This is a genomic window from Kitasatospora sp. NPDC091257 (genome assembly GCF_044757675.1).
GTDB lineage: Bacteria > Actinomycetota > Actinomycetes > Streptomycetales > Streptomycetaceae > Kitasatospora > Kitasatospora lactacystinica.
On the sequence record NZ_JBIVVI010000365.1, the window covers coordinates 1 to 7,320 of the forward strand.

Consider the following 7,320-nt stretch of genomic DNA (forward strand, 5'->3'; position numbering starts at 1 on the left):
GCCGGCCGTGCCCAGGTGGGGGACCAGGGCGACGCCCTGGCCGGCCGCGACCAGGGCCAGCACGGTGGTGAAGTCGTCGATCTGGTGCCGGATGCGCGGCGCGAAGCCCGCCGCCTCGCAGGCCCGGACGGCCATGGTGTGGCAGAGCGTGTCGGGCGGGGACATGATCCACGGGGCGCCGCGCTGCTCGGCGACGGTGCCCGGGGTGCGGGCGGCCAGGTACATGGGCTCGGTGAAGACCGGGCGGGTCACCGCGAGGCCCGGCTCCGGGTCGGCCGGGACGAGGTCGTACTCGTGCACGAGCGCCACGTCCAGCTCGCCCGCCCGCAGGGCCGCGCCGACGGCCGCCGGGTCCACCTCGGTGACCATCGGTTCCAGCCGCGGGTGCCAGCCGGCCAGCTCGGCGAGCACCGCCGGGATGATCGCCCGGGCCGCCGACGGGTAGGTGCCGATCCGCAGTGGTCCCGCCAATCCCCGCTTGGCGTGGGCGAGTTCGGCGTCGGCCTGCTCCAGCAGGGCGAGCACCGCCTCGGCGTGCCGGACGAGGCCCAGCCCGGCCGGGGTGAGGGTGACCCGCCGTCCGGTGCGCTCCAGCAGTGGGACGCCCGCCTCCTTCTCCAGGACGGACAGCTGCTGGGACACCGCCGAAGGGCTGAAGGAGAGCGCCTCGGCGACGGCCGCGATGGTGCCGAGGTGGGCGAGTTCGCGCAGCAGGCGCAGGCGTCGGACGTCCAGCATCGGGCCAGCCTAGTCGAGCATCGGCTCAGCTTACGAGAAGCGTCGGAAATATGAACTGGACCTGGGCGATCGACGGGCCGCAGGATCGTGGACATGGAACTCAAGGGCATCCACGTCCCCCTGATCACCCCTTTCGCCGCCGACGGCTCCGTCGCCCTCGACGCGCTGGAGAAGCTGGCGCACGAGGTCCTGGACGCCGGGGCGGCCGGGCTGGTCGCGCTCGGCACCACCGGCGAGCCGGCCGCGCTGACCGCCGAGGAGCGGGACGCGGTGGTGGACGTCGCCGCGGCCGCCTGCGCCGCGCGCGGGGCGCAGTTGACCGTCGGAGCCTCCGGCGGCGACACCCGGGCCGTCGGCGAGGCGCTGACCATGTTCGGCGCGCGGGTGCCGCGGGCGGCGGCGCTGGTCACCACGCCGTCCTTCGTCCGGGCCGGCGAGGCCGGGACGGTCGCGCACTTCCGGGCACTGGCCGCGAGCAGCCCGCTGCCGCTGATCGTCTACCACATCCCGTACCGCACCGGGCAGCAGCTCTCCACCGCCGCGCTGCGCGAACTCGCCGCGATCGAGGGCGTGGTGGGCGTCAAGTACGCGACCGGAGGGTTGGACCGGACGGCCGCCGAGCTGCTCGCCGACGCCCCCGCCGGATTCGCCTTCCTCACCGGCGAGGACGCGTTCCTCTCGCCGATGCTGGCGCTGGGCGCGGCCGGCGGCATCCTCGCCTCCGCCCACCTGGCGACCGCCCGGTTCGTCGAGCTGGCCGAGGCCTGGCAGGCCGGGGACGTGGCGCGGGCGCGGGCGCTCGGGCACCGGCTGACCGGGCTGGCGCTGTCCGCCTTCACGGCGCCGAACCCGTCGGTGACCAAGGGCGTGCTGCACGCCCAGGGCCGCATCCCGACTCCGGACGTGCGGCTGCCGCTGCTGCCGGCCGGGCGGGCGGAGGTCGACGCCGCGCTGGCCCTCGCCAGTGGTCTGGACCATTAGGGTCCGTCCGGGCGGCCTCTCACACCGTGGAACACCAGGCCGCCCCACCCGCGTGACAAGGCATGATGGGCAGAGTGCGGCTGTGAACAGCACCATTCAGAGGAGTAGTCGGAGATGAAGATCGGCATTGTCGGTGCCACCGGCCAGGTCGGCGGCGTGGTCCGCGAGATCCTGGCGGAGCGCGCTGGTCGTGAAGGCGGACTGGGCCCGGTGGAGCAGCTGCGGCTGTTCGCCTCGGCCCGCTCGGCCGGACGCACGCTGCCCTGGCAGGGCACCGAGGTCACCGTCGAGGACGCGGCCACGGCCGACTACACCGGCCTGGACATCGTGATCTTCTCGGCCGGCGGCTCCACCTCCAAGGCCCTGGCCCCCAAGGTCGCCGCGGCCGGTGCCGTCGTGATCGACAACTCCTCTGCCTGGCGCCGCGACCCCGAGGTCCCGCTGGTCGTCTCCGAGGTCAACCCGGAGGCCGTCGCGGACCGCCCCAAGGGCATCATCGCCAACCCGAACTGCACCACCATGGCCGCCATGCCCGTGCTGCGCCCGCTGCACGAGGAGGCCGGCCTGGCCGCGCTCGTCGTCTCCACCTACCAGGCCGTCTCCGGCAGCGGTGTGGCCGGCGTCGCCGAGCTCCAGGACCAGGCCGCCAAGGTCGTCGAGCTGGGCGCCGCCGCGCTCGCCCACGACGGCGGCGCCGTCGAGTTCCCGGAGCCCAAGGTCTACCAGCGGCCGATCGCCTTCAACGTGGTGCCGCTGGCCGGCTCCGTCGTCGACGACGGCTCCAACGAGACCGACGAGGAGCAGAAGCTCCGCCACGAGAGCCGCAAGATCCTCGGCATCCCGGAGCTGAAGGTCGCCGGCACCTGCGTGCGCGTCCCGGTGTTCTCCGGCCACTCGCTGCAGATCAACGCCCGCTTCGAGCGCCCGATCAGCCCCGAGCGCGCCGTCGAGCTGCTCAGCGGCGCCCCCGGCGTCGAGCTGTCCGACATCCCCACCCCGCTCCAGGCCGCCGGCCGGGACCCGAGCTACGTCGGCCGCATCCGGGTGGACGAGACGGTGGACAACGGACTGTCGCTGTTCGTCTCGAACGACAACCTGCGCAAGGGCGCCGCGCTGAACGCCGTCCAGCTGGCCGAGCTGGTCGCCGCCGAGCTCAGGGGCTGAGCGCCTCCGGTCCCGCGCGGGGGCCGGACCCCCGGGCCGGACCACCGGCGTCCACAGGGTCGGAACACCGCCGCGTGACCTCGGGCGGGCCTCGTCGTTGTACGGGGCCCGCCTTCGCTTTCGTCCGCTCCGCGCCGGGGCGGCTGTTGCGGTGCCGGGACAACCGGCGAGGTTCGGCGGGCGAACCGGGGGTAAAAGGTGACCCAACGATCGGGCGACGACGGGGGCCCCTCACCTCGGCACGCCCGGACGGCGGGAGGACCGCCCATTCCCGAATCGACCCACCCGACTGATTCCGAGGGCGAGCGAAAAGAGGTGCGCGATGGACCGCTGTGTCGTCCTGGTGGACGCCGGATATCTGCTGGGCGCCGCCGCCAGCCTGCTCGCCGGGGATCCGTCCCGGTCCAAGGTCACGGTGAACCACACCGCCCTGATCACCGCACTGCGCGAGCGCGCCGAGGCCGAGACCGGGCTGCCGCTGCTGCGGATCTACTGGTTCGACGCCGCGCCCGACCGGCGCCCGATGCCCGAGCACCGGCGGCTGCGGGTACTGCCCCGGGTCACCGTACGGCTCGGCGCGCTCACCCGGGCCGAGGGGCGCTGGGTGCAGAAGGGCGTGGACGCCGCGATGCACGCCGAACTCTCCGAACTCGCCCGCAACCGGGCCTGCGCCGACGTCGTGCTGATCACCGGTGACGGGGACCTGCTGCCCGGCATGATGACCGCCAAGGAACACGGGGTGGCCGTCCACCTGTGGGCCCTGCAGGCCGCCGACGGCGACTTCAACCAGTCCGAGGACCTGGTCGGCGAGGCGGACGAGCGGCGGGTGCTGGACCGGGAGTGGATCGAGGGGTCCTTCTCGCTGCGGGAGCACTCCAGCATGTTCCCGGCCCCGGGGGCCCGGCAGGAGATCGCCAAGATCCTCGCCGCCCCGCCGGCCGCCCCGCCCACCGTGGTGCCGCCGGTGGTCCGTCCGGTGGCCGCCGCCTCGGCCGCCGCGGCCCCCGCCGCGGCCTCGGCGGGAGCGGATCCCGACGCCGACGGCCGGCCGCAGCCGGCCGCGGCCGCGCTCAAGGTCGTCCCGACGCCGAAGGACCTCGCCGGCAGGGCCTCCTCCGTCACCGCGATCACCCCGTCGGCGAACGGAACCAACGGCCCCGCGGCCACCGGCCACGCCGCGAACGGGCACGCCGCGAACGGGCACGCCGCGAACGGGCACGGGGTCAACGGGCACGGAGCCGTCGCGCAGGCCGGGCCGGTGCTGCGCTGGTCCTCCGACCGCGGCTGGGTGGACCGGCCCGCCCCGGAGCCCGCCGTCACCGCCGGCGACAGCCTGCCCACCCTCGCCCAGCTCACCACCGCCGAGCAGCGCTGGGCCGACCGCGAGGAGGACATCACCTCCATCGGCGGTGACGCCCACGAAGTCGGGCAGGTCTTCGCCCGCCGCTGGAGCGACCGCGTCGGCGACACCGAGAGACTCACCATGCTCTGGCCCGACTACCCGCGCATCCCGCACCGGGTGGACGGCGAGCTGCTGCGCTACGCCGCCCGCTTCGGGCTGCTGGCGCACAAGGACGACCAGATCGACGAGCACGACCGCTACGCCATCCGGGCCGGGTTCTGGAAGGAACTGGCGGCCCGGGTGCCGGGCGGGTCGATGGTCGTCGACGACTGAGCCGGCCGGTCGGCGGCCCGGGGGTCGGCAGGGCCCCGTTGTCCGGTTCGCCCGTACGAGCGCGTAGAGTCGTCGGTCGTGAACGAGACGGCCGGGCGAGCACCCGAGGAACCCCAGCCGTGCGCCGTCGTGCGCGACCTGGTCAGGACCTACCGCAGCGGGCGCGGCGCGGCCGCCACCGAGATCCGGGCCAACGACGGGATCACCCTCACCGTCCGCAGGGGCGAGATCTTCGGGCTGCTCGGGCCCAACGGAGCCGGGAAGTCGACGCTGGTGCGCCAGCTCACCGGGCTGCTGCGCCCCGACGCGGGATCCGTCGAACTCTTCGGCCACGACATCGTGCGGCACCCCGAGCGGGCCGCCCGGCTGCTCGGCTACCTCGGGCAGGAATCCACCGCGCTGGACGAGCTGACGGTGGCGCTCGCCGCCGAGACCACCGGACGGCTGCGCGGCCTCACCCGGGCCCAGGCCCGGGGTACGGCCGCGGACGTGCTGACGGAGCTCGGGCTGGAGCCGATCGCCACCCGGCCGCTCGCCAAGCTGTCCGGCGGACAGCGGCGGCTCGCCTGCTTCGCGGCCACCCTGGTGGGGGACCGGCCGCTGCTCGTCCTGGACGAGCCCACCACCGGCATGGACCCCGTCGCCCGGCGGGCCGTGTGGAGCGCCGTGGACCGGCGGCGCGCCGAGCACGGGACGACGGTGCTGCTGGTCACCCACAACGTGATCGAGGCGGAGACGGTGCTCGACCGGGTCGCCGTGGTGGACGACGGCCGGGTGATCGCCTGCGACACGCCCGGCGGGCTCAAGGCGCTGGTGGACGGTGACGTCCGGCTCGACCTGGTCTGGCGGGACGAGGCGCCGGTCGGCGTGCCCGCCGTCGCCGCGCTGCGCGAGCGGGCCGAGTGCACCGGCCGCCGCTGGACCGTCCGCACCACCCCCGAGCAGGCCCGCGAGCTGGTCGCCGCCGTCACCACCGGCCCGGCCTTCGCCGCCCTCGACGACTTCACCCTCGCCACCCCGAGCCTTGAGGACGCGTACCTCAAGCTGGGCGGCCGCCACGGAGGACTGGCCAAGTGACGCTGCTCTCGGTGCCCCCGCGGACCGACCGGTCCACGGCCGCCCCCGCTCCGCTCGCCCCTGCGGCCAGGCTGCTGCCGGCGCTCGCGGCCGTGTACCGGGCGCAGCTCGCCCGGGCACGGGTGGCGCGCATCCCGCTGCTGTTCGTGGCCACCTTCCAGTCCGTGGGCATCCTGGTGATGATGCGGGGCGTGGTGGACGCCGGGCAGTCCTCGGAGGCGCGGTCGGTGGTCGCCGGGTCGAGCGTGCTGGTGGTGGCCTTCGTCGCGCTGAACCTGCTCGCCCAGTACTTCGGGAAGCTGCGGGCCACCGGCGGGCTCGACCACTACGCGACGCTGCCGGTGCCGGCCGCCTCGGTGGTGCTGGGGGCGGCCGCCGCGTACGCCTCCTTCACCCTGCCCGGGACGCTCGTCACGGCGGTGTTCGGGGCGGTGATGTTCGGGCTGCCGCTCGGGCAGCTGTGGGTGCTGCTGGCGGTCGTGCCGCTGGCCGGGGCCGCGCTGTCCGGGCTGGGAGCGGCCTGCGGGCTGCTGGCGCCGCGCCAGGAGATCGCGACGATGCTCGGGCAGCTCGGGATGTCGGCGGCCCTGCTGCTGGGCGTGCTGCCGGTGAACCACCTGCCGCAGCCGGTGCAGTGGCTGCGGGACCTGCTGCCGTCCACGTACGGGGTGGACGCCTTCGCACGGACGTTCGCGCCGGATCCGGACTGGGCGCTGGTGCTCGGGGACCTGGCGGTCTGCGCGGGGGTGGGCGTGGTGTCGCTGGCCGTCGCCACCTGGGCGTACCGGCGGGCCGTCTCGCGGTAGGGCGTTGCGCGTCGGGCCGTCCCGCGGTTGCTGCCCGGTGCGGGCCGGTGCGGGCCGGTGCGGCGGTCGGTACGGCGGTCGGTACGGTGGTGGGTCGTTCGAGTGGCCGTCGTGAAACGATGGGGTCCGTGACCGTACCGAACACACCTCCGGATCCCGCCCCCGCCGACGTGCACGGCCCGCACGGCGTGCACGACGCGCGCGATGCGCAGGCGGTGCCGGACGCAGCGTCCGACCCGTTCGCGCCGCCGTACGGGGCCACCGCCCTCGGGCACGGGACGACCCCGCTGGGGCAGCGGCTGCTGCCGGAGGTCCGGGTCGGGGCGGGGATCGTGGTCGCCTGCCTGGTGGCCGGTCTGGTGGTGGCCGGGCTGTGGGCCTGGCTGGCGCCGAAGGTGCCGCTGGTGGTGGACGGGGACCGCATCCTCTACGCCGACCCCGAGGGGGAGCAGCGGGCCGGCGCCGACGCGATGTTCGTGCTCATCTGCCTGGGGGCGGGGATCCTGACCGCGCTCGGCGCCTTCCTGATCACCCGCAGGCGCGGCGGCGGCATCGCGGTCGCGCTGGGGCTGACCGTCGGCGGGCTGCTCGGGTCGATCGGGGCCTGGCGGATCGGGCGCTGGCTCGGGCCGGGCAACGACCTGATCGGCGAGGCCCGGCGGGTCGGCAACGGCGGGCACTTCGACGCGGGCATCGACCTGGGGGCGCTGGGGGCGCTGCTGGTCTGGCCGATGACGGCGATGGTGGTGCTGCTCCTGCTCTCGGCGGCGTTCGGGAAGCGCGAGGAGGACCCGCCGCCGTACTGGGCGCCGGTGGCGCAGTCGCCGCTGGGGGTGCCTCCGGCGGGGGCGCCGGCGGGGCCGTGGGCCGGGCCGTACC

At 75.4% G+C, this 7,320-nt stretch carries 7 protein-coding genes; 6 read left to right on the plus strand and 1 reads right to left on the minus strand.

Annotated features, from left to right (window positions below; genetic code table 11):
- Positions 1 to 738: LysR family transcriptional regulator (locus tag ACIQOV_RS18445; RefSeq protein WP_401049650.1), on the minus strand; the 738-nt coding region annotated here is incomplete at its 3' end.
- Between the two features lie 93 nt (positions 739 to 831).
- On the opposite strand from ACIQOV_RS18445, the gene ACIQOV_RS18450 reads away from it, so the two are divergent.
- From ACIQOV_RS18450 to ACIQOV_RS18475, 6 genes are all read left to right on the plus strand, one after another.
- Positions 832 to 1,719: a dihydrodipicolinate synthase family protein gene (locus ACIQOV_RS18450; RefSeq protein ID WP_401049652.1), complete on the plus strand. Its 888-nt coding sequence runs from the start codon at positions 832 to 834 to the stop codon at positions 1,717 to 1,719.
- A gap of 114 nt (positions 1,720 to 1,833) precedes the next feature.
- Complete coding sequence (locus ACIQOV_RS18455; RefSeq protein WP_359908324.1) at positions 1,834 to 2,883, plus strand: aspartate-semialdehyde dehydrogenase; 1,050 nt, start codon at positions 1,834 to 1,836, stop codon at positions 2,881 to 2,883.
- 322 nt (positions 2,884 to 3,205) lie between these two features.
- Positions 3,206 to 4,558 carry an NYN domain-containing protein gene (locus ACIQOV_RS18460; RefSeq protein WP_401049653.1) on the plus strand — a complete coding sequence of 451 codons (1,353 nt, stop codon included), beginning with the start codon at positions 3,206 to 3,208 and terminating at the stop codon, positions 4,556 to 4,558.
- Positions 4,559 to 4,636: 78 nt separating this feature from the next.
- On the plus strand, positions 4,637 to 5,635 hold the full coding sequence (locus ACIQOV_RS18465) for an ABC transporter ATP-binding protein (RefSeq protein ID WP_401049655.1): 999 nt from the start codon (positions 4,637 to 4,639) through the stop codon (positions 5,633 to 5,635).
- Entirely contained in the window at positions 5,632 to 6,441 is an 810-nt protein-coding gene (locus ACIQOV_RS18470; RefSeq protein WP_380355618.1) for an ABC transporter permease, read from the plus strand. The genes ACIQOV_RS18465 and ACIQOV_RS18470 overlap by 4 nt, the downstream gene beginning before the upstream one ends.
- Positions 6,442 to 6,569: 128 nt before the next feature.
- Positions 6,570 to 7,320: hypothetical protein (locus tag ACIQOV_RS18475; protein WP_401049657.1), on the plus strand; the 751-nt coding region annotated here is incomplete at its 3' end.

Excerpts from the sequence above, each read along its gene's own strand:
- ACIQOV_RS18450 (WP_401049652.1), top strand. The coding sequence starts at position 832 with ATGGAACTCAAGGGCATCCACGTCCCCCTGATCACCCCTTTCGCCGCC.
- ACIQOV_RS18455 (WP_359908324.1), top strand. The coding sequence starts at position 1,834 with ATGAAGATCGGCATTGTCGGTGCCACCGGCCAGGTCGGCGGCGTGGTC.
- ACIQOV_RS18460 (WP_401049653.1), top strand. The coding sequence starts at position 3,206 with ATGGACCGCTGTGTCGTCCTGGTGGACGCCGGATATCTGCTGGGCGCC.